The organism is Clostridium sp., from assembly GCF_047718555.1.
GTDB lineage: Bacteria > Bacillota > Clostridia > Clostridiales > Clostridiaceae > Clostridium_I.
In genome coordinates, this window is record NZ_JBDNRK010000026.1 from 25,270 (window position 1) to 47,004 (window position 21,735).

16 protein-coding genes and 1 tRNA gene are annotated in these 21,735 nt (G+C 29.0%); 13 read left to right on the forward strand and 4 right to left on the reverse strand.

What is annotated here, in order from left to right:
- Positions 1 to 26 precede the first annotated feature (26 nt).
- The 5 genes from ABF633_RS11825 to ABF633_RS11845 all read left to right on the forward strand — a co-directional run bounded on the left by ABF633_RS11825 (position 27) and on the right by ABF633_RS11845 (position 5,201).
- Positions 27 to 1,088 carry an ABC transporter substrate-binding protein gene (locus ABF633_RS11825; RefSeq protein ID WP_415523951.1) on the forward strand — a complete coding sequence of 354 codons (1,062 nt, stop codon included), beginning with the start codon at positions 27 to 29 and terminating at the stop codon, positions 1,086 to 1,088.
- Positions 1,045 to 2,898, forward strand: coding sequence for an ABC transporter permease (locus ABF633_RS11830; RefSeq protein ID WP_415523952.1), 1,854 nt, complete (start codon positions 1,045 to 1,047; stop codon positions 2,896 to 2,898). The genes ABF633_RS11825 and ABF633_RS11830 overlap by 44 nt, the downstream gene beginning before the upstream one ends.
- Complete coding sequence (locus tag ABF633_RS11835) at positions 2,898 to 4,043, forward strand: ABC transporter ATP-binding protein (RefSeq protein ID WP_415523953.1); 1,146 nt, start codon at positions 2,898 to 2,900, stop codon at positions 4,041 to 4,043. The genes ABF633_RS11830 and ABF633_RS11835 overlap by 1 nt, the downstream gene beginning before the upstream one ends.
- A gap of 169 nt (positions 4,044 to 4,212) precedes the next feature.
- Positions 4,213 to 4,995: a COG4280 domain-containing protein gene (locus ABF633_RS11840; RefSeq protein WP_415523954.1), complete on the forward strand. Its 783-nt coding sequence runs from the start codon at positions 4,213 to 4,215 to the stop codon at positions 4,993 to 4,995.
- Positions 4,992 to 5,201, forward strand: coding sequence for a hypothetical protein (locus ABF633_RS11845; RefSeq protein WP_415523955.1), 210 nt, complete (start codon positions 4,992 to 4,994; stop codon positions 5,199 to 5,201). Before ABF633_RS11840 ends, ABF633_RS11845 begins: the two co-directional genes overlap by 4 nt.
- 344 nt (positions 5,202 to 5,545) lie before the next feature.
- Here the strand turns inward: ABF633_RS11845 and ABF633_RS11850 are convergent, their stop codons facing one another.
- Both ABF633_RS11850 and ABF633_RS11855 read right to left on the reverse strand, forming a co-directional pair.
- Entirely contained in the window at positions 5,546 to 7,270 is a 1,725-nt protein-coding gene (locus tag ABF633_RS11850) for a ferredoxin hydrogenase (protein WP_415523956.1), read from the reverse strand.
- Between the two features lie 456 nt (positions 7,271 to 7,726).
- Positions 7,727 to 8,620 carry a phosphatidylserine decarboxylase gene (locus ABF633_RS11855; protein WP_415523957.1) on the reverse strand — a complete coding sequence of 298 codons (894 nt, stop codon included), beginning with the start codon at positions 8,618 to 8,620 and terminating at the stop codon, positions 7,727 to 7,729.
- A gap of 365 nt (positions 8,621 to 8,985) precedes the next feature.
- On the opposite strand from ABF633_RS11855, the gene ABF633_RS11860 reads away from it, so the two are divergent.
- From ABF633_RS11860 to ABF633_RS11885, 6 genes are all read left to right on the forward strand, one after another.
- Positions 8,986 to 9,573 (forward strand): TetR/AcrR family transcriptional regulator, encoded by a 588-nt coding sequence (locus tag ABF633_RS11860; RefSeq protein WP_415523958.1) that lies wholly within the window; start codon positions 8,986 to 8,988, stop codon positions 9,571 to 9,573.
- A gap of 336 nt (positions 9,574 to 9,909) precedes the next feature.
- Positions 9,910 to 12,723 carry a YhgE/Pip family protein gene (locus tag ABF633_RS11865; RefSeq protein ID WP_415523959.1) on the forward strand — a complete coding sequence of 938 codons (2,814 nt, stop codon included), beginning with the start codon at positions 9,910 to 9,912 and terminating at the stop codon, positions 12,721 to 12,723.
- 221 nt (positions 12,724 to 12,944) lie between these two features.
- A complete protein-coding gene (locus tag ABF633_RS11870; RefSeq protein WP_415523960.1) occupies positions 12,945 to 14,504 on the forward strand; it encodes a spore germination protein in 1,560 nt (519 codons plus the stop codon).
- 19 nt (positions 14,505 to 14,523) lie between these two features.
- A complete protein-coding gene (locus ABF633_RS11875) occupies positions 14,524 to 15,681 on the forward strand; it encodes a Ger(x)C family spore germination protein (protein WP_415523961.1) in 1,158 nt (385 codons plus the stop codon).
- Between the two features lie 37 nt (positions 15,682 to 15,718).
- Positions 15,719 to 16,810, forward strand: coding sequence for a GerAB/ArcD/ProY family transporter (locus ABF633_RS11880; protein ID WP_415523962.1), 1,092 nt, complete (start codon positions 15,719 to 15,721; stop codon positions 16,808 to 16,810).
- 122 nt (positions 16,811 to 16,932) lie between these two features.
- Positions 16,933 to 18,015 (forward strand): GerAB/ArcD/ProY family transporter, encoded by a 1,083-nt coding sequence (locus ABF633_RS11885; RefSeq protein WP_415523964.1) that lies wholly within the window; start codon positions 16,933 to 16,935, stop codon positions 18,013 to 18,015.
- Here the strand turns inward: ABF633_RS11885 and ABF633_RS11890 are convergent, their stop codons facing one another.
- Positions 18,016 to 19,617 carry an ABC1 kinase family protein gene (locus tag ABF633_RS11890; protein WP_415523966.1) on the reverse strand — a complete coding sequence of 534 codons (1,602 nt, stop codon included), beginning with the start codon at positions 19,615 to 19,617 and terminating at the stop codon, positions 18,016 to 18,018.
- Between the two features lie 58 nt (positions 19,618 to 19,675).
- On the reverse strand, positions 19,676 to 19,969 hold the full coding sequence (locus tag ABF633_RS11895; RefSeq protein ID WP_415523968.1) for a phasin family protein: 294 nt from the start codon (positions 19,967 to 19,969) through the stop codon (positions 19,676 to 19,678).
- A 399-nt stretch (positions 19,970 to 20,368) separates the two neighbouring features.
- Between ABF633_RS11895 and ABF633_RS11900 the strand changes: the two genes are divergently transcribed.
- Together ABF633_RS11900 and ABF633_RS11905 are read left to right on the forward strand one after the other, a co-directional pair.
- Positions 20,369 to 21,427 (forward strand): HD-GYP domain-containing protein, encoded by a 1,059-nt coding sequence (locus ABF633_RS11900; protein WP_415523969.1) that lies wholly within the window; start codon positions 20,369 to 20,371, stop codon positions 21,425 to 21,427.
- Between the two features lie 78 nt (positions 21,428 to 21,505).
- A tRNA-Arg gene (locus tag ABF633_RS11905) sits at positions 21,506 to 21,582 on the forward strand.
- Positions 21,583 to 21,735 lie beyond the last annotated feature (153 nt).

Here is a 21,735-nt window from a genome sequence, read left to right on the forward strand (position 1 = left end):
ATCTAAATTTAAGGAGTGATTTAGAAATGAACAAAAGTAAATTGATAACTGTAGTACTAGCATCTTTTTTAACTCTTGCTTCTTTAACAGCATGTGGTTCTAGCCAGAATGCATCTCAGAATACGTCTTCTGGAACATCAGATAATAAATCTAAGGAAGTTGTTGTTTACTCTTCTGCAGGTTATACAGCTGATGTTGCTAAAGTGTTTGAGAGTAAAACGGGAATTAAAGTTAAAATAGTTGACGATTCGGCAGGAAACTTATTAGCTAAAGCACAAGCTGAGAGAAATAATCCTCAGTGGGATATGATGTGGATTGAAGGTACCGGAGCAATGGAAAGCTTAAATAAGCAAGGAATGTTATTGACGGGCTGGACACCAAAGAATGCAGAAAATTATACTGATCTTGGAAAGAGTCTTATTCCAAAGGATAAATCTTATATTCCAACTGGAACATCTGCAGCTGGTATAATTGCGTATAACACTAAACTAGTTACACCAGAACAAGCTCCGAAAGAATGGACAGATCTGTTGGATCCTAAATTTAAAAATTCTATTTCTATGAATGACCCTAATATTTCTGGACCGGCATATCCTTTTATAGCTGGTATATTTAAGGAGTTAGGTACAGACAAAGCACATACTTTCTTTACTGATTTAAAAAATAATGGATGTAAATTTTTCCCTTCAAGTGGAACTGCTACTCAAGCAATTGTAGCTGGTACTGTAAAAGTAGCTGTACTACAAGATACAGGAGCACTTGATCTAGTACAAAAAGGAAATCCTATTGCAATAGTTTATCCAAAATCTGGAGTTTCAATGGCCACTGGTGCTATAGGAATTCGAAAGAATGCAACTAATATGGATGCAGCAAAGCAATTTACAGATTTTATTCTTTCCAAAGAAGCACAGGATATTATGGTGAAAACAAAGGGAGGAGCTTCTAATTTTCAGCCTCTTATTAAAGATGTACAAGCTAAACCTGGGCGTCAACAGGATGTTAAGTGGAATGTAGAAGACCCTGTATGGTCTTCAAACCATGAAAATGAATTTAAAACTTGGTTCCATGAAAATATTATTCAAAATTAAACATATTAAAGATTTACGTCAAATCATGCCAGCTATTATTGCCTTTGTAGTTTTATTTGTGATTGTGGTTTATCCTTTAACCACAATCCTACTACAAAGTCTTTTCCCAAATATATTCGATGTGACGCCATCGTTAAAACTATCTTTTGGTGTGATACAGAGTGTTTTTACAAAGAAATATACTTATGAGGCAATAATGAATTCACTTTTGATAGGATTTTTTTCAACTGTAATTGCTACTTTTATTGGTACTGGTCTGGCAATTATAAATAAGCGCTGCGATATGAAGTTCTTAAAAGTTGTGGATTTATCTGCGTGGCTTGTTTTTATTACTCCATCGTATCTTATAGCTCAAGGATGGATTTTACTTTTACAAAGAAATGGTATTTTGAGTCAAGTAATTCCAGCATCTAATTCCATATCTAATTGGTTTTTTACTCCAGTAACATTAGTTATTATTATGGGATTAAAGCATTTTCCTTTAGTTTATATTGCAGTTAGTAATGCTTTGCTAGGTCTTGGTTCAGAGTATGAGAATGCATCACGTTTATCGGGTGCCTCTCAATTGACTTCTTGGTTTAGAATAAATATTCCTTTGCTTGTACCTGCTATGCTAGCTGGTGCTGCTATTGTTTTTGCCGAGGGTATAGGAGATTTTGGACTTACGGCTTCAATTGTTCGTACTACTCATTTACCTGTTATTACATATGCTATTTTTGCAGCTTTAAATCAATCTCCAGTTAACTATCCGCTGGCTGGTGCGTTGTCATTTATATTGATAATTATAATAAGTATTACTCTAATTTTTCAACTATGGTTTTTAAAAAGAGGTTCATATAGTATTATTAAAAATCAAATTAGTGCTTCTAACAAGATAAGGACAGGACTTAATAAGATATGGCTTTATCCAGTAGTAGGTTTTATTTTAATAATATCTTATGTAGTTCCAATAGTAACTACATTGATAGCTTCTTTAATGAAAACAATAAGTCATGGATTGGAAGCAAGTAATTTTACTTTTGATCATTACATGAATGCATTTAATATAGGTGGAGATTCATGGAATGCTATTAGCTTGTCTATGGAACTTGCACTTGCAGCAGCAGTGGTAGCTGTTATTCTCGGGCTATTATTAGCTTATATTATTCAATATACCCAAGTTCCTGGTAAAAAAGTGTTATATTTTCTTACTATGTCTACAATTGCTATACCAGGCATTGTACTAGCAGCAGGATTTGTATTTGCATTTAATGCTATATGGTTGGTTCCACTTCATCTAGCCATTTATGGAACAATAGCTTGTCTTTACTTGGCGTATATTGCAGAAGTTTTACCTTATTCTGTTAGACTTCATGTTAGTGCATTAACTCAGATTAGTCCAGCTTTAATTACTGCTGGGCGTATACACGGGTCATCACCATTATCTCTATTTAGGAGAATTATAATTCCACTGGTTGCAAGTACATCGATATCAACTTTTTTCTTAGCTTTCGTTCATACGCTGTTTGAATTGCCTGCTTCACAATTGTTATATCCGCCTGGTTCACCACCTTTCTCTACAGTTTTAGATACTTTATATCAAAACAATCAATGGGAGAATGGAGCGGCATTAACTATAATAGCGGTAATTACTACAATTGCTTTATATTCTATAGGGCAAGCTGCTTCAAAGAAATTTCTTTCTGTGTCATACTCATCACATTCAAATAATTCACAAAAGATTATAGAAAAGTCTGAAAGTAATAATATGCAGGAATCATTACAACCTGTAAATTATGTAAATAAATCTAAAAGTGAGATGATAAATTAATGGGTTTAGAAATTAAAAAAGTAGCCAAAAGATATTCCAATAAGAATATTTTACATGAGATTTCTTTTGAAGTAAAAGATGGTTTCTTTATCTCTTTGTTAGGACCTTCTGGTTGCGGCAAGACTACATTGCTCAATATTATAGCAGGGCTTACAGAATTAGATGAGGGTGAAATACTAATGGATGGAATTACGGTTTCCTCAAAATCCTTAAATCTTCCACCAGAGAAGAGGAAGATTGGAATGGTATTTCAGGATTTTGCACTTTGGCCACATATGACCGTATATCAAAATGTCGCTTTTGGTTTACAAATGAATGGAATGAAGGGTAAGGAAATTGAAAAAAGAGTGTATGAGACTCTTGAAATATTTCACATGGAATCATATATAAATCATTTTCCATCAGAACTTTCAGGTGGACAAAAACAAAGAATTGCTATGGCAAGGGCTATTGCACCGCGCCCAAAATTAATTTTAATGGACGAACCTTTATCTAGTTTAGATGCACAACTTCGTGAAGAGATGCGCTGGGAATTAGTGCGTATTTTTCATCAGTTTAAAATCACCACAATTTATGTTACTCATGATCGAATAGAGGCAATGAGCATGTCAGATGAAATTATATTATTGAAAGATGGCTATATTGAACAAATTGATTCTCCTGAGAATATGTATAATTTCCCTAAAACATCTTTTGCAGCACGTTTTTTAGATGTAACTAATGAAATTTGTGGAAAAGTTTCAAGAGTAAATTCAGAATATATTTATGTAAAATCTTCAATTGGAATTATTAAGGCATTTAATACCTACAATGTGGAGGAAGGGCAAACTGTGACATGGATGTGTCGTCCATGTGATTTAGTCCCTGTAGAGAATAATTTAGAATCAAGTTTTGATAAATCAACAAATAATGTTTTCTTAACAAAAATACTATTCAGATCATTTCATGGAGGGGTTTGGCGTTACATTGGTACTTTAATTACCTTAGAGATAGTTGAAGAATCAAAGCAGCAATTGCGTTTTGAATTTTCCTCATCAGTGAAATATAAAATTGATGAAATGGTTCATTTAATAGTTCCAGTTAAATTGTGTAGGTTATTACAGGAAGTAGATGTTTCTACTGCTTCCAAGGAAAAAGGTGCATAAACTTTTTTGTAAACAAATAATATAGTGTTAAAAATTCATAAACATATAGATTTTTACCATAATATAGGCTATAATTTAATATAATGTAACAAGCGTTACATTTGTAAATTATTTATTACTATATACAGATGGGAAATCACATTAATAAAAAATTGAAAGGAGAATTATTATGATTTGGTCTTCTATATTACCATCTTTCTTTGCTTCAATTGTTGAATTTGTTGAAGCACTAACCATAGTGCTAGTTGTAGGTGTTACTATTAATTGGAAAAGTAGTTTATTGGGAGGACTTGCTGCGTTCATAACATTGGCAGTACTTGTTGCAATTTTTGGTTCAACAATAGTAATATTTGTTCCAATTGAGGTATTAAGAGTTGTTATAGGAGTAATACTGGTGTTATTTGGCTTACAATGGCTCAAGAAAGCACTACTTCGTTATAGTGGATTTAAGGATCTACACGATGAAGCTGCTATATATCAAAAGAAGATGAAAGAACTAAAAGAACTTGGTAATGTAAATACTAATGAGTTTAATGGCTTTGGCTTTGTTACTTCCTACAAAAGTGTGCTTTTAGAGGGCTTGGAGGTTGCATTTATAGTTATTACTTTTGGATCTACTGCTACAACAAATAAAGTTGATGGTATATGGGCAGCAACCATTGGAGCAATTTTAGCATTTGCAGTTGTGTCTGTAATTGGATTAATACTTCGTACGCCTCTTACCAAAATTCCAGAGAATACGCTAAAATTTATAGTTGGAATAATGCTTACAGCTTTTGGAACATTTTGGGCAGGAGAAGGTCTTGGAGTAAGTTGGTTATTTTCTGATTTATTCTTACTAATATTAATGGCATTCTTCGTTGCATTAAGTGGCGTAATTGTATGGTGGCTTAAACGTTATAAAGCAGCTGAAGGAAAATACAAAACAGAACTAGGGGGAATAGCAAAATGAACCTAATTACTAGTGTACTTAAAAAAACATTTGAATTTTTCTGTGGCGATTGGATAATATTTTGGGGTGTAGTAATAACCTTAGTTATAGTAAAATTAATAGAACAACTTGGAATGACATATATTGGAACCATAGCAGGTATTATTTTTATGGTTGGAGTATCAGTAAGTTTAGTAAGTGCTCTTAAAAAAGAGGCTAATGTTTAATTACAAAAGAGGCTTTATCGCAATGCATATTTATGCATTGCGATAAAGTTTTTTAATTTTATTTATATATCTTCTATTAGCTGATATTAAGTAAATGTATAATCTTTATTGGAATTTGTAGAACATATTTTTTCAAAGTATACTTTATGGTAAAAATATCTAATTTTGCAGTTAAGTATTATAGTACAGTTTGATAAAATTTTAACAGATATAGTACAGTTTTAATTTATAAATGAAAAACCTATTTAGCCATAAAATTTGACTAAATAGGTTTTCTATTATAAAAAAGCTATGAATAAATCTTTCTGTAACATCATAGTTTCACAGACAAATATATTTTTTCGCTATTTTTTATATTTAAAATGCAATATTTTATGAGCAAGGCCCTCACCAGGCTTACCAAGATAATCTTTGTACATTTTAAGTAATGCAGTATTCGTATGAGATTTTCTCTTTGTAAGATGAGCATCTTGATTATAAAGTACAGAAGCCCTTGCTTTTTTTATATCTACTTTCTCTAAATCTTTTGGATTCACATGAGGTTGTCCCCCACCATTTACACAGCCTCCATGGCAAGCCATAACTTCTATAAAGTGATATTGTTTTTCATTCATTTTACCAGATTCCATGAATTTGAACAGATTTGAAGCGCCATTTATTACAGCTACATTGTATTTTTTACCTGCTAGTTCTACTTCGGCTTCTTTTATTCCATCTAGGCCTCTTACTTGTTTGTACTCTATATCTTCAAGTTCAGCATTTTCAGCAAAATCTTTTGCACTTCTTAGAGCTGCTTCCATAACGCCACCTGTTGCACCAAAGATAGCGCCAGCACCACTGTATTCACCCATTGCCGGATCTACTTCACTATCTTCAAGTTTAGCAAAAGGTATTTTAGCATCTTTTATCATCTTAGCTAATTCTCTAGTAGTTATAACGGCATCTATGTCTCTAATACCGTCATTTTCCATTTGCGGTCTATCAGCTTCAAATTTTTTAGATGTACAAGGCATAACCGTTACAGTAACTACATTTTTAGGATCAAGTCCAGCTATAGTAGGATAATAGGTTTTACTTGCAACACCAAATATCTGTTGAGGAGACTTAGCAGATGAAAGATTACCTAATAATTCAGGATAATAATTTTCAGCTTGTCTTACCCAGCCTGGACAACAGGATGTAAACATTGGAAATGGGCCATTGTTTTTTATTCTCTGAACTAATTCAGTGGCTTCTTCCATAATAGTCATGTCAGCTCCAAAATTTATGTCAAATATTTTATCAAAGCCAAGTTGTCTTAAAGCTGTATAAATTTTTCCTGTTACATCAACTCCAAAACCCATATTAAAAAGCTCTCCTATGGAAGCTCTAACAGATGGAGCCATGGCAACTATAACATGTTTTTCAGGATCATTTAAGGCATCTTTTACTCTGTCCATATGTGATTTTTCTGATAAAGCAGCTACTGGACAGGCAATTATACATTGACCACATAGTAGACAGTTAGTATCGTCAAAACATTTCTCATTTTCTGCTCCAATAATAGTTTTATCACCTTTATCTATAAATTTCATAGCATTAGTTCCTGTATTTATTGTACAGGCGTTAACACATCTGCCGCAAAGTAAACATTTTGTTCTATCTACAATTAATGATTTACTTCTTTCATCTACATATTCTGATTTATCTTTAGGCAAGAATGGTTTTGAAGCTCTTGCTTTGTATTTTATAACAAGCTTTAATAATTCGCAATTTTCGCGTCTATTACAAGGACCGCATTTAAATTCATGCTTATCTAGCAATTCTGATATTCTGTTTTTAATTTTTTCGGTAACAGCTTCAGAATCTGTACTTATAACCATACCATCTTCAATGTAAGTATCACAGGCACTTACTAAGCCTGTACCTTCTACTTCTACAGTACATATTTCACATTTATTTACGTCATTATTACAATTATTTAAAAAACATAGTGCAGATATATCAATATTGTTGTCTCTTGCTAATTTAAGAATAGTAGTGTTTTCATCAGCTTTAAGCTGTACACCGTTTATAATTACTGTTTTCATATCTAGCCCCCTAGATTTATTTTTAAGATCATTATTGTTTAAAATAGAAATATTTATATTTATTAGCTATTTATAGTCATGGCTTTTATTCATATTTAAAAATTTAACTCAATTACAAAATTATATTTTTGTATACGAACGAATTTTTACATTTCCTCTAAAAAATATGTGAAAATATTCACAATTATTAAGAAGAAATATTTCCATAAGAAAAATAAAGATCCCTTTCAACTATAAATTTTACAAAACTTAATGGTTTTTTGCAATAACTAAATTTGTAATATTAGTAGAAAATATTGCAGAAACAAGAATATAATATCATTATACTAAAAAAATAAATTATCTGTGATAATTTTATGATTTACATAGAAGTTTATAGGTGAAAATTTACTAAAAACATAATAAATTTGTAAGTTTTTATTTAAAATTAATTTTTTTATTTTGTAAGCATTATAATTACTTGCAAAATTTAGCTCCAATTTTTTCGCCAATTAATATCTTTGTCTCAAAACCAAGTTTTGATTGCTCAGATATATCTTCATCTATAATTATTTTTTTGTTTTCAAAGAAAAGTACTATAGTAGAGCCCCCAAATTTAAAAAAGCCTTTTTCCATTCCTTTGAATACTTTTTTATTTGGAGTATAAGTTTGTATTATTGAGCCAACACAGGTTGCACCGACCTCTACATAAAGAACATCTCCAAAATTATCAGAATGAAATATACTCCATTCTCTTTTGTTTTCGCAAAACACCCCATTTATTTTATTTAAAGCTATAGGATTAACTGAATAATAGCTGCCCGTAATTTTAACAGTAGATTCACAAATACCACTATCTAAAAAATGAAATCTGTGATAATCTGTAGGACAAAGTCTTAAAATGATGCAGCTGCCATTTTTATACTTTTTAGCAATAATATCATTTTTAATAAAATCACTTAATTTATAGGTTATACCTTTAACTTGTATTAGATTATCTAGATTTATATTATTGAAAGCAGTAATTCTACCATCACAGGGTGAAATAAGAGAGTTTTTATTTTTATCAATAGGCCTGGAGTTTTCAACTAATTTTCTTGAAAAAAAATCGTTAAAAGATTTAAACTCCTTTATAGATTTTTCACTGTGAGATATATCTATATCAAAATTAGTTACAAATTTTTTTATTTTGTAACTGCTCATTCTAGAATTACAATAGAAACCATAAAATTTAGAGAAAAGTTTTTTCTTTAAGAATTTTTCTAATAAATTCATTCCCATAGGAGAATTATATATCCAATTTAAATATTTTTCGCCAGCTACCTTTTCTATTTCATAGTTTTTGGTTTTTCTATTATAGTATTTAATCATTTTATAATTCCTCATCAAATTTATTTAAACAGGTCTAGTGTTGATTATAATCTCTTTTTATACAAAATGTCAAAATTATATAGCATAAATAATTTTTTAATAAATTTACAATTTTGTTTATTTATATGATTGAATTTTATGAAAACATATTGTTATATGACATTTTAATAGTATAATTAAGCAGAGAACAAAAATCTTAGATTTTGCGTGAATGGTTTTTGCAGAATGCAGTGGGAGTATTAGAGGCTATAGTCATCGGATGAAATGGAATTGTATTGATGATAAATTATAGCTATGGTGAAATTAATTTAAAAATTCAATAATTAATCAAATAAAATATGTTTCAGTTGATTTGGGGTGATTTTATGAATAAAACTAAGAATGCAATTTTTCATTCTGCAATTAAAGTTTTTTCAAATAATGGATATAATGGTGCTACTATGGACGAAATAGCTAGTAATGCAGGGGTTGCTAAGGGAACGTTATATTATCATTTTAAAAGTAAGGAAGAAATATTTAAATACATAATCACAGAAGGTGTAGATCTCATGAAAAATGAGATTGATGAAGCAACTAATAATGAAAAAAGCCCACTAGAAAAATTACAAGCAGTGTGTAGAGTTCAGTTGAACTTAATACATGAAAATAGAGATTTTTTTAGAGTTATTGCTAGTCAGCTTTGGGGTAAAGAACTTAGGCAATTAGAGCTTAGAGACATAATGAGGCGCTATGTTATTCATATTGAAGAGTTTATAAAAGCCGCAATGGAGGTAGGCTCTATTAAAGAAGGCAATTCGCTATTTTTAGCTTATGCATTTTTAGGAACACTATGCTCTGTATCTCTTTATGAAGTAGTAAATGCAGAAAGCGATAATATTAATGGTACTATCAACAATTTAACGGATTATATTTTGACTGGTATAGGATTACAAAAGTCAACTGCTCCAATTTAAAGAAGTAAGAGTTTACTGCTTCCAAGAGTTCATAATGTACTATCCACTTTACTTCTACATGTAATGGGATGTATTATATGTTGTGTAAAAACAAATAAAAAGCTTATAAACCAATAGAAACTGGAAAAGCACTGAAAAGTTCAATTTAAATTGAATTTTCAGTGCTTTTTTGCATCAAAATTTTACTGTAAAAATAATAAATTTATTAAGGTTTTTACATGTTCATGTTTTCAAGTATTGACAGAAAATAAAAAAAGAGTTATAAATATAACTGACCAGTCAGTATAAAATATTAAATGTTTTTTTAAAATAACAGCTTTAGGGGAGGAAGATAAATTGAATTTCTTAAAAATTACATCTAGAGACATAAAGAAAATTTTCAAAAATAGATTCATTGGAATTTCTGTTGTTGCTATTATAATTACTCCTTTATTCTATAGTCTTTTTTATCTATCCTCATTTTGGGATCCTTATGGCAATTTACAAAATATGCCTGTGGCTGTAGTAAATTTAGACAAGGGTACTATAAATGATGGTAAAAATGTAAACTATGGTGGAGATTTAGTAAACGAGCTTAAGAAAAATGATGATGTTGGTTGGCGATTTGTATCGCAAAGTGATGCCGATAATGGTCTAACGGGAAACAAATATTATGGTGAGGTAGTAATTCCTGTAGACTTTTCAGAAAAGGCACTTAGTGCTAAATCTGGAGTACCTGAAAAACCTAATATTGTATTCAAGGATAATCCAAAGAAAAATTATATTGCCACAAAAATATATTCAAGTGTAAAGACAAATTTAGACGATAAAATAACTAAAACATTGGTAAATGAATACACAAAAGTAACCTTTGATAACTTGTATGATGTTAAAGATGGCATGAATCAGGCTGTAGATGGAAGCAGTAAATTAGCTAATGGTATTTTAAGTGTTAAAGATGGTAGCAATCAATTAACTAGTGGTGTTTTAAGCTTAATGGGTGGAAGTAATCAACTGAAGAATGGCTTGGCAACTGCTGTAGATGGAAGCAGCCAGCTTAAAACAGGTATAGCCAGTGCTAACGATGGAAGTGGTCAGCTTAAAACTGGTTTACAACAATTGAACAGTAAAATACCAGAATTACAGAATGGGGTTCTTGATTTGTTCAATGGCTCAAATCAATTGGTTAGTGGAATTGGAATTAGCAATCCAGATGATTCTTCTAAATTAATAGGTGGAATTAATAAGCTTACAACAGGAATTAGAACTGCACAAGATGGAATTTCAACCTTAAATAATGGATTGATTAGTGAATCCACAGGAGTAAGTGAAGTTGGAGGTGCTATAGGAATTCTTAATAATAAGATAAATGGACAAAATGGTTTAGTGCCTAGTATAAATCAATTAGGGGGTGCTATAGGAACTCTCAATACAGAAGTAAATGTAGGTGGAAATGGGCAGCCAAGTTTAGTAGACGGAATTACTAATGGAGATCCACAAAAGGGTTTGGGGTCGGCTGTACAGAAAATTAATGACAGCATAAATGGTGATGATGGATTAGTAAATGAAAGTAAGAATGTAAATTCTAATTTAGATTCACTTAAAACATTAGCAGTTGGATTAAATGGGGCTATTCAAGATAAACAATTACAAGGATTGATTAGTGAGTATAGGAATTCTTCAACCAGTGATAGTAAAAAATTGCAGATTGGTGCTAATTTAGTTTCTACAATGAATGAATTATTAAATAATGAGTTAAGCCTTAATAATGGTGTTATTGCAGTAAGTAATGTCAATGAAAATATTGCAAGTAGAATAAATGATTTAGGGAGGGCATCAGAAGGGCTTAATACTAAAGTAAATGGACAAAATGGTTTAGTATCTAATATAAATCAATTAGGAGGATCTATAGGAACTCTCAATGCAAAAGTAAATGTAGGGGGAAATGGGCAGCCAAGTTTAGTGGATGGAATTACAAATAAAGATCCACAAAAAGGTTTAGCTTCAGCTGTAGGTGCATTAAATACGGCAGTAAATATAGGAATTAATGATAAACCAAGCTTAGTGACTGGTATGCAGCAATTAAAGGATGGTACAACTAATAATCTTGTTCCTGGAATAGGTGAACTATTTGATGGTAGTAACAGCATTCTTTCAGGAGCAAATGCAATTGGAAATGGAGCATTACAATTAAATAATGGTTTAAATAATTTAAGCAATAGCACTCCAACTCTTTCGAGTGGTATAACACAGCTCTATAATGGAGCAAGTACTTTAAATGATGGAACAAATAAGCTTTACACAGGAACAAGTGATTTAAATAATGGTATAAATAAACTTTATAATGGAGCAGTGAGTTTGAATGATGGAACAAGTAAATTATATGATGGAGCGAATGGATTACAGGATGGAACAAATAAACTTTATGATGGTTCCAAAGAACTTAGTGATAAACTTTCAAGTGGTGCAGAAGATTTAAATAAAAATCTTAAAAATTCAAGTACTACTATGGGTAATTTTGTATCACAGCCTATAAATGTGGAAACAGAGCATCTATTTGCAGATGAAACTTACGGTGTTGCACTAGCTCCTTATTTTATACCTATTTCTATATGGGTAGGGGCTATACTCATGTTCTTTGTAGTTTCTGATGAAGTGGATGAAGATATAAAGGCAAAAGCAAAGTCAATTGTCATGGGAAAATATCTAGTATATATAGGAATTGGTGCACTACAAGCAATTTGTGTAAGTACAGCAGTGTTATTTATAGGTATAAGACCAAGCAATCTATTTGTATTCTACTTATTTAATATATTTATATCCTTTGTTTTTATATCTATAATTCAGTGTTTAATATTCTTACTAAAGGATGTAGGAAGGCTTCTTGGTATAATACTTCTAGTTCTGCAGCTTGCATCATCAGCAGGAACTTTTCCTATAGAACTTTCACCAAAATTCTATAGAGTAATTTCTCCATTTATGCCTTTTACTTATGTAGTTTCAGGATTGAGAGAAGTTATAAATGGAATAAATTATAGTGTACTTGGTAAAGATATTGCATTCTTAGTATTTGTATTTATTATATTCTTTACATTATCTCTAACTTTTAGAGGTAAAGTTATTAAATTTCATGAAATTATAGAAGAAAAAAAGAATGAGTCAGTAGCTTAAAAACTATCAATAAAAATAAAAATTTATTTAGAATTATTATAAAAATTAATAAAATAACAGATTTAGTGGAAATATAGTAATAGAATTTTCATTAAATCTGTTATTTTTTATTTATGGAAATTTTAAGGCTGTATGGATAAATAAATAAAAAAAACATATGTAAATATTATTCCAATAAAGTTTGCTGAAAAGTAAATAAAATATTTAAAGAAGGGATGCTTATGACATTAAAAAAATTAAAAGATTTTTTTTCTCTAAAGGAGCCACAAAATTTTGATAATACAGTTCTAAGTTATAGCGATGAGAAAAAAGATAATAAAGAAAATAATAAGAAAAAATATAATAATAATCAAAGTATATATAAGATACTTGAACAGAATGAGAATTATATAAAAGGTATTTTTAATAATTGCTACGATTTAATTATAAGGGAGATATCGTTATATGATAATAATAAAGGTAAAATTGCTATAGTTTATTTAAATGAATTCATTACTGAAAAATTAATAAATGATAGTATAATTGATAAATTTCCATTAAAGCAAAATACTGAAATAAAGGATATAGAACAGTCAATAAAATATATGCTTGCTATAAAAGATGATAGTATTTGCAAAGCTTTTGGTCAGTGTATAGATGCAATACTTGATGGAAATGTAGTGATTTTTTCAGATATGCTGGATAAAGCTTTTATTGCAAATATTAAAGAGCCACCACAGAGAGCTATTCAAGAACCTAATGTTGAAAATGCTATAAGAGGCCCTAGAGAAGGGTTTACAGAGTCAATTGCTAAAAATATTAGTCTTATAAGAAAAAAAATTAAAAATACAAATTTCAAAACGGAAAAATTTATAGTTGGTGAAGAAACTAAAACTGATGTTGCTATATGCTATATGGATGATGCTGTTGATAGAAAAATATTAGAGGAAGTTAAAGCTAGGATCAGAAAAATAAAAATAAGTCCAATTGCATCTAATTATATTGTAGAAGCTATTAATGATGATCCTGTATCTTTAGTACCAACTATATTTAAAACAGAAAGGCCAGATGTAGCAGCTTCTAAATTATTGGAAGGTAAAATTCTTATTATTGTAGATAATACTCCTATTGTTTTATCTGTACCTGCACTCTTTGTTGAGTTTATGCAAGCTAGTGATGATTACTATACAAATTATATACCGGCTACTTTAAACAGATGGTTTAGATATATAGGTTTAATGATATCTATGGCATTACCGGGAGTGTATGTAGCCTTATTAACCTTTCATCAAGAACTTATACCTACTCCTTTTATTACTACAATAATAAGAGCTCGATCAGGAATACCTCTTCCATCAATGTGGGAATGTTTTTTAATGCTTTCTGCCTATGAAATAATAAGGGAAGCAGGTCTTAGAATACCTAGAACCATTGGTCAAACTGTAAGTATAGTGGGAACCTTAATTCTTGGTGAAGCAGCAGTAAGAGCAGGTATAGTAAGTGCCCCAATGATAATTATAGTTGCTTTTGTTGGAACAGCACTTTATACTATCCCATCTCCAGAACTAAATTCAACTATTCTTTTCATAAGATATACTATATTATTTTTAGGTGGTGCCCTGGGGATTTTTGGCGTTTTATGTGGGTTATTATTTTTAATTACATATATGACATCAAGAAGATCCTTTGGAGTACCATATATGTATCCATTTATGCCATTTAGCTTAAAAAGAAACCAGGATACTATTATTAGAATACCAATGGAAAAATTAGATAACAGTATTAAGCTATTTAGAAAATAAAACGTTTTGGAGAATGTATATGAAGAAAATCATTAAGAAATTTATCATAATATTATTAATATTAGCTATACCAGTTGTAAGTCTTACAGGGTGCAAAGACGCGACGGAAATAGAAAAATTAGGAATTATATTAGCCATAGGTTTTGACTTAACTAGTGATAATAATTATTTGGTTTCTGTTGAAGTTATGGATAGTAACAGTGTTAGCGATACTGTAAAATCAAATAGCTACACTGCCGAGGGCGAAACTGTTTATAAAGCTATAACTAATCTTTATAAAAGAGTAGGGGAACAATTTAATTATGCCCATATACAATATATTGTCATTGGAGATAGTATGGCAAGAAAGGGGATAGCCCCTATTATGGATTTTTCCCTAAGATACAATCAGATAAGACCTACAATACCTTTTTTGGTTACAAATGGGGAGGCCCAGGATATTATAAGGGCCAAGGTTTCTACAAATGCCACCTCTGCTTTTTCAGTAACAAATTTATTGGAGCTGCAAAGGAGAAGAGGAGAAACTGTTCTTACTACTAATTTAGACTTTGTAAACAGTGTTGCTCATGGATCAAAATCAACGACCTGTGGTTTAATTAATATAGATAATTCTAAGTTAGATAAAAATAAAAACTATAATTTAAGTGGTTCAGCCGTATTTCATAAGGATAAACTTGCAGGCTATCTATCAATTAGGGAAACTGTAGGGCTAAATTGGATTCGTGGAAGTATAGATAAAAATATACTTATGGCAGAATACATGATAAAATACCCTGAAAATTATAAAATAAGTTTAGATGTTACATCTGCTTCAGAGAAAACAGATATAAAATTACATAATAATAAAGCAGATATTAAAGTTAATATTAAGGCAAAATCATCAATAAGAGAAATGACAGGAATGATAGATCCAAACAAGAATCCTAATATCATGGATGTGCTTGCTAAAGAACAAAATAAAGTTATTTTTAACGATGTATATCTAGTGATAAATAAAGCTCAAAAAGATTTTAAACTTGATATATTTGATTTTGGAAATATCATGATGAGAAAATACCCTAATGAATGGACTTACATGGACAAAAATTGGAATGATATTTTTAAAGATTTAAAAGTAGATATAAATGTTAATACACAAGTAAATAAAACGGGAGTTCTTTCAAAACCTCCAATATAGACAAAAATTTTAAATAAAAGGTTAGGAGGGTAATAATATGAAGGAAAAAATAACATCATATCAATTTCTAGCAATAATGTTTTTAGTACCCTATGGAACTGCAAGTTTATTTTTTCTAACTCCAGATACTAAAAATGATATTTGGATCGCAATGCTTTTTTATGCATTAGTTTCTATAATTATTCAAATGATTTATATAAGTCTTTTTAATAAATACCCTGAAGACTCTATAGTAACATATTTGCCTAAAATATATGGAAAATATATTGGATTTGTATTAGGTATTATATATATATGGTTTTTTGCTTATGATGCTGCTAGAGATTTAAGAGATTCTATTGAACTTACAACTTCATTTTCACTGATAAGAATGCCTATGTATATAACAGCATCAGTTTTTATGATTGTTATTACCTATAGTGTTTATAAGGGTATTGAGAATATAGGGAACATGGCATTGGTAGGTTTTATGATTATAATATTTTCAAGTATTTTTGTTTTTATATTATTATCTATGACTAAAGGTGCTTTTAAATTTTACAATGTGTATCCAATTTTACATATAGGTTTCATAAAATTGATTTCAAAAGGATGGAAACTTTCTACATTTCCTTACGGTGAATTTATAACTATGACTATGCTGTATCCGTTTTTAATGGAAAAAAGCAAATTAAAGAAAACTGTGATTTTTACATCAATTATAGAGGGTATTTTTTTAGCATTAAATAATATTCTATTTATAGTAACTTTAGGATATGAGTTTGCCAGTTCAAATGACTATCCTTTACTTGAAACTCTTAGATTAGTGCATATTGGAGACTTTTTAAATAGATTAGATATAATATTTATAGTAGTTTTAATGCTGAGAGGATTTTTTAAAATATCTGTGTTGATGTATGTATCGGCACTGGGAATTTCACAGGTATTTAAGGTTAAAAATTGGGGACTATTATGTACTATATTAGGTGTACTAGTATTAATTACCTCACTAATAACTGCAAGAAATAATTCAGAGCATATAAATACTGGTTGGAATTTTGTATTACCATACGTAAATCTGCCTATTGCAATTATTATTCCTGGGATAACACTTGTAATTTACTATTTAAAAAGGCTGATAAAAGCATAATTTTATATTATGACTATTATTAAATATAAGATTATTGTTATTGTATAATAGAAATTTATTTACATATTGTAATTTAATCATTTTTATATGTTATACAATAAATATTTGGGAGAGATATATTCATGAAAGAAAAGATAACAGCACATCAATTTTTTATAATAATGTTTTTACTTCCCTATGGCAGTGCAGTTCTATTTTATTTATCCCCAGAAACTAAAACTGATATTTGGATTGGAATTTTAGCTTATGGAATTATATTTGTAATCATACAAATGATTTATATAAGTTTGTTTAATAAGTATCCAAATGATTCTATAGTAACGTATTTACCAAAAATATATGGTAAATTTATTGGTTATATATTAAGTGCTGTATATATATGGTATTTTTCTTATGTGGCATATAGAGTATTAAGGGATTTTATGGAGCTTACAACATCATTTAATTTAATAAGAATGCCTATGTATGTTGTAGCAGTAGTTTTTATGATTGTTGTTGTATATAGTGTATATAAGGGTATTGAAAATATAGGAAACATGGTGCAATTAGCATTGATAATAATTATAGGAAGCAGTATTTTATTATGGATATTACTGATTATTACAGGTAATGTAATACATGGTTATAATATCTTACCAATATTACATGATGGACTTGTACCTGTATTGTCAAAGGGATGGAAGCTTATAATGCTTCCTTATTCTGAGTTTGTAGCTATGACTATGTTATACCCCTTTGTTATGGAAAAAACAAAAGTAGGAAAAACTGTAATTCTTGTAGTGCTTACAGAAGCAATAATGCTAGCTATAAATAATATATTATTTATATTGGCTTTAGGATATGAATTTGCCAGTTCAAACAATTACCCTTTACTTGAAACACTTAGGTTAGTACATATTGGCGATTTTTTAAATAGGCTGGATATTATATTTATAGTAATTTTAATGCTGGGAGGATTTTTTAAAATATCTATATTTATGTATTGCTCTGTGTTAGGAACAGTTCAATTATTTAACATTAAAAATTGGGGATTATTATGTATTATATTTGGAACTCTTATATGTGCTAGCTCCATTACAATGTCAATGATAAATACTTATCCTAAACATCTTTCTACAGGATTAAATCATATACCTCTATCTATTATAATTCCATTATTATCACTAATAGTATATTATTTAAAGAACCTTATAAGCAGCAGATGATTATAAGGTTCCAGATCTTAATATTGATATTAATAAATAGAAGCCCATTAGCGCTGCAATCATAAAGCCACTTATGCCTATGATAGAAATATCATAAATTTTTGGTCCTATATTTGTTCTAAGTATAAGTGATGAGCCAATAATCATAGAAGATATAATAATGGCAAAAACCATTCTATTAACCATTCTATTTAAGTCTTTAATAGGCTTTTGTAAATTATTATGTTGTAATTGTATTTTAGCTCTTCCACTAATTAAGCTATCGGAGAGTTCTACAAACTTTGAAGGAAATTCAGAAGAACTTTTAATAAATCTAAATCCATTTAATAATAATGCATCAAGATCTAAATCCTTTAAGAATATATTTTTATTTTGAGATTTTACATAGGGTATTAGTACGTCTACTATGGACAAATCTGGAGATATTTTTGCAATAACTCCTTCAATTATAAGTGTACTTTTTAGCAGTGTTGTCAATTCTTTTGGAAGTCTTATATTATTATTTTTTGAAATTTCAAAAATTTCCTGAAGCATAATTGAAATTTTTATATTCTTTAAAGAGGCAGACATATAGCTAGCAAATAAATAATCTATAGCTTCATAAAGAGAATTTCTATTTACATATCCCTTTCTTATGCCTAGAGACATAATCACAGATGTCATTTTATTTATATCATGATAGGCTATGGCAAGTATTGCCTCATTAAGTGATGATTTTAATGACTTTGAAATGGTACCCATTATTCCAAAATCTATATAATATATATGGCCATTCCGTATAAGTAGATTACCAGGATGAGGATCTCCATGAAAAAATCCATCTTCAAACACTTGTTTAAAATAGGAAAGGGTGAGTTTTTTACCTAGGTCATCTAAATTGTAACCTGACTGCAAAAGTTTTTTTAAATTATCTATTTTAATACCTACTATCTTTTCCATAGTAATTATTTTTTTAGTACATAATTCATCAATAGTATAAGGAATGGATACGAAGGCAACATCTTGATTTAACTTTTTAAATCTTTTTATATTATTTAGTTCATTTTTAAAATCTAATTCTAGGGTTGTTGATATAAGTAATTCATCTAATGCGTCTTTTGGATCTATTAGAGCATCTGTAAACTTAATTTTTGTAATATTTAATAACTTTTTTATTATGGATAAATCTGTTTTCATTTTTTCAGCAATTCCTGGGCGCTGAATTTTTATAATAACAAATCTTCCATCTTTTAAAATAGCATCATATACCTGAGCAATAGAAGCAGATCCAATGGGATTTTTATCAAAATACAAAAATGTATCTTCAATGGTAGCATTCAATTCATTAAAAAAAAGATTTTGTATATTGTCAAATTTTTCGTGAGGGACATTATTTTGCAGCTTAGATAGTTCTTTTATGTAAGGTGAAGGTAAAATATCTGGTCGGGTACTCAAAATTTGACCTATTTTTATGAAAGTAGGACCTAATTCTTCAAAAGCTTTTCTTAAGTTTTCAGGTGATTTTTTATTTCCATTTAATTTTGAATCAACAATAAATCCAAAACCATAGTAAGCTAGTACCTTAACTATTTCTTTTAATCTATGTACAGAGTTTCTATGCATACTTGTTTTCCCCTCTTAAAAATAAAAGCCCTAACAAATAAGTTTGGGCCTCTTAAAATTATTTCAGTTTTTCTTCAAGTTCAGTAAGTCTGTTTTTGATATCTAAGATTTCATCCTTTGTAACAAAATTTGCTTCTTTTAATATGTCTATAATGTCTTTTTTGGTTACAGGTTTAACTTTTTCACTTTTTGCTACAATATCTCTTTTTAATTCCTCAGATAATTCTTTACCTTCATCAATAGTTAATTTACCTTTAATAACCATCTCATCTATGACTTTAGATGCCTTTTCATAGGTGTAAGCAGCTGAACCAAGACCAGCCAGGAGAGCTTTTTTTAATTGATCTACCATTATATACACCTCCCATATACAATATTCGTATTATAATACAATGATATCAAATAAATAAAAAATTGTAAATTGAAAAATAGTAAGTAAATTCCATTAAATTCATATTTAATATTCTTTATTTAAATGATAAAATGTATACATTATTTTAATAAAATTATATAACTTTATTTTAAATAATAAAGTTAGTGTTTAAATATAAAAATTTTCAACTATAAAAATTGATCATTATAATAGTTGAATAAGATTATTAATAGAATTTAAATTTATATAAAATATATGTTTAGTATATGTAGATAATAAAATTTTATAAAAAAGTATTAATTCAGTAAAAGTATATACGATTATTTATAAAGGTATATAAGATAATCTAAAAAGATTGTTTGCGAAGGGTGTATTTATATGGAAAAGAAGAAGAAAATATTATCAGTAGAAGATTTAGAGGCTGGTATGATAACTGTTAATGAAATAAAAAGTGATGGAATAATACTTGTAGCAAAGGGAGTTCAATTAACAGAGCGTGTAATAAATACATTAAAAGAAAAATATATTTATAGTAAAGTTGAAGTATATTATGAGGAATATGAATCTATCTCCGAAAGTTTAAAAAATATAGAAGATAATTTTATTGAACTTACTTTTGATTTACAAAGAATATTTAAACACATTGACAGATTACAAGTGTCCGATATAGAGGAAATTAGAAAATTTTCAATTAAAATAAAAAATGAATTGAAATCTACGGATTCCATTATAAAAAATATTGTACTATATGGTAGTGGAAAGGACAGTATATACAGGCATGGAGTTAATGTAGCTGCTCTTAGTTCAATTCTTGGAAAGTGGATTGGTTTAGATGAAATACAATTGAATTTACTTAATTATGCAGCTATTTTGCATGACTTTGGTAAAACTAAAATATCAGACAATATTATAAATAAAGTAGGTCAGCTTACAGACTCTGAATTAAAAAAGATAAGAATGCATCCTGTAACAGGATATGAATTTATAAATAAAATACCATTTTTAGATAGATCAGTAGGACTTGCTATACTTATGCATCATGAACGAGAAGATGGTTCGGGATATCCTTTTGGAATAAAAGATAATAAAATTCATCCTTTTGCTAAAATAATTGCCATTGCTGATGTATTTGATGCTGTTAATTCAAACAGAGGATATAGAAATAGCAGAGGACCTTTTGAGGCTTTAGAGATAATTAAAGAGGATAGTTTAGGAAAATTAGATTATAACTATTGTACTATATTCCTAAATCATGTAATAAATTACTACATGGGGGAGAGTGTATTACTTAATAATGATAAAATATACAAGATAATACAGGTAAATAAAAATGATTTTCAAAGACCATTGTTATTAGCTGATAATGAATTTCTTGATTTAAGAAATAATAAGGATTTGTACGTAAAGCAATTAATTCTCAATAATAATTATATTTAGTTCAAAAATTTTTTATAAGAAATAATATTGAATTGACATTACAATTAAACTATAATAGAATATTAAAGTGAAAGATATGCATCTATAGCTCAGTAGGATAGAGCGGTGGTTTCCTAAACCATGTGCCGGAGGTTCGAATCCTCTTAGGTGCACCAAGTAAGAAACACTATAATAATTTAGTTATTATAGTGTTTCTTTTAAGTTTGTAATTAATTAAATATCAATGAAAGTTTAAATATTATATTGAGTCTTGTATCTTAATTTACAAAATATATTTAAATTTTAAATACAATAGTTACAATATGGAA